This is a genomic window from Alteromonas sp. 07-89-2 (assembly GCF_013113925.1).
Taxonomy (GTDB): domain Bacteria; phylum Pseudomonadota; class Gammaproteobacteria; order Enterobacterales; family Alteromonadaceae; genus Alteromonas; species Alteromonas macleodii.
Map to the genome: position 1 here is coordinate 1 of NZ_VTYM01000062.1, position 2640 is coordinate 2640.

Below are 2640 nucleotides of genomic sequence, written 5' to 3' on the forward strand. Positions count from 1 at the left end.
ACTTTATACTATGTTTCTGTTCATTAAAAAAAGAACTACAATGTATAATAATATCAATAATGTAGGGCTAGCATATGCGTATTACTTTGACGCATCTACATTACTAATTATGAATAATAGGGCGCTTTGTGCAAATTTCTGCAGCTAAATTTACTCCTAAAGTAATTACCAAACATTTAATAGAGCAGACAGAATTAGTTCAGCATTTAACTGCAAAACCGTTACGTAATGTAGCGATAGTGCAAGGGCTTGCTGGTTATGGTAAAACAACCTTACTTTTACAATACCTTGCTTGGTTACAAGCAAAAAAAGCCCGCACAATTTGGATTAATTTAGAAAAAGCTGACAATGATATATCACGTTTATTGCAAGTGGTTAGTGAAGCTAGTAATGCATCAGTATCGGGCTCGAGTAAAGTAGCTACAAAAGAAAACCCACATAATACTGACGACTTAAATGTATTGTTGTCGGCTATTGCTGATAATGAACAGCCTTTTTATCTTTTTCTTGATAATTTTGACGTAATAACAGAACCGTCAACGTTAAGTATTTTAAGTGACGCCCTTAATCATTTAAAAAGTCATCAGCAAATTATTATTGCTTCTCGCACTGCGCCAAAGCTTGCTTTGTCAAAATTGAAAATAGCAGATAACTTAATAGAGGTTTCAACATCGGAGCTAAAATTTAGCTTTGAGCAAACTAAAGTATATTTTTCTCGTTTTGGTGATATTCAACTAAATGAAGAACAAATATGCAAATTATATGAATTAACCGATGGCTGGCCTGCAGCATTAAAGCTGTCTACTTTTTTGATCAAACAACCAGAGCAACTTAGTCAACTGACGGTAGACGGAAAAGTTACCAGTGAGCTGTTTGATGATTATTTAATTGAAAACATTTTTAACCACAAATCTGCTGAACAACAAGAGTTTTTAGTAAAGACATCAATTCTGTCAGAGTTTAATTTGCCACTTTGCCAGCATTTATTAGCTGACACTTTTTCCGCTGGAAGAGCAGCGACAATGCTAAATGAAGATCTTGAAGAGTCGATATTGATTGAGTCAACCAATCAACAACAATCTTGGTTAAGTTATCACCAATTGTTTGCAAGCTTTTTAATTAAACTATTAAAACGAGATTATGCAGAACAGGTAGAGCCATTGCACGTTAAAGCGGCAAAGTGGTTTAAAGAAAATAACAGGCCAAGATTAGCAATAGAGCATGCTATAGCTGGTAATGCCAATGAACTTGCCGCTCAAATGATGGATGACTTTGCTCTACCTATGTTAAGAAAAGCGCAGTTTAATACATTAGCTGATTGGACAAATAGCATTTCTTCTGAGTTATTAAATCAACATATTAATTTGTATTTAGCAAAAACATGGGCTGATTTATTTTATAAACGCACATTATTGGTTGAGAAGGATATTTCTCAAATTAGTGAGTGGCAAAAGGCTAATAAGTTAACTAAAGAGCAGCAGCGTATTTTTACGTCTTTAAAAATATCGTTTAGCATAATGTCTGACAATAATGATGAGACGCTAAACGTAGTACAAGCATTGTTGGCTGATAATCAACCTAGTAACCATTCATTGGTTAGAATTGGTTTTTATAATATTCAAGCGTACATCCATTTAAGCCAAGCAAAATTTGAAGATGCAAGAATTGATGGTATGAATGCGTTGGCGTTAACGCAATTTATGGGTAAAAACAAATCATCAGATAATGTTTTTTTTACCGTAACTTATGCTCATGCCGTTCAAGCTTTTGCTCTATTATTGCAAGGAAAACTTAAAAGAGCACTCGCAGTAGCTGAGCAAGGGCTTAGAGATTTTTATCAGCAAGACTTTATTGAGTCAGCAAATGCTTATGGCGTACTTCCAGCGTATACAAGTTTACTATATGAAACGAATAAGTTAGATGACTGCGAAACTATTCTTACAAGAAACCTCTCGTTAATTAGGCAGTTTGCGTTACCAGAATGGTTAGCAGTAAGTTATTTATGCTTGGCGCGAATTCATTTGGCAAAAAATAATACTAATGATGCTATTAAAGTAATTGAGACACTTGAACAGATAGGTTATTCCGATCATTTACCTCGACTTTCGGCTATTGCGCGGTGGGAGCTGGTGAGGATCCACCTTAATAATGGTGAGGTCATATTAGCAAACGACATTGCTGAACGTATTAGTAGCGAAAATTTAGTGGTTAAAAAAGCGCAGTGCTCAATCGCTGCAGACAATGAGGCTGATACTATTACCAGCATTCGACTTTTGTTAGCAAACCAGCAATACAAGAAAGCGTTAAAGCAAATAGCTGATGCAATCGAGCAGTCGCAACCTAATCGCCATTATCGCATATTAAAATTAGAAGTTTTAAAAGTAGTTGCGTTAAAGCAGAGCAATGAACATAGACAAGCATTAAGGCTGCTAACTAAATTAGTAGCTCAAGGCCAAAATGAAGGGTTTGTTCGGACGTTTGTTGATGAAGGCGAAGTGATTAGCGAGCTATTAAAAGAGTTATACCAAACCTTAGATGTACTAGCTCAGACTTGATCTGACAGTTACCCGTTTTTTCAGGTGTCGCTGTCAGTTTAGATTTGAGCTAGATTCTTCTCAGCCCAAGTCCGTTTCCCATCGA

General features: G+C 35.7%; 1 protein-coding gene. It reads left to right on the plus strand.

The genetic code is table 11. The features are described 5' to 3' along the window. The first annotated feature begins 128 nt into the window (after positions 1 to 128). Positions 129 to 2555, plus strand: a complete 2427-nt coding sequence (locus F0261_RS20280; protein WP_171338727.1) for an AAA family ATPase — start codon at positions 129 to 131, stop codon at positions 2553 to 2555. Positions 2556 to 2640: the final 85 nt, after the last annotated feature.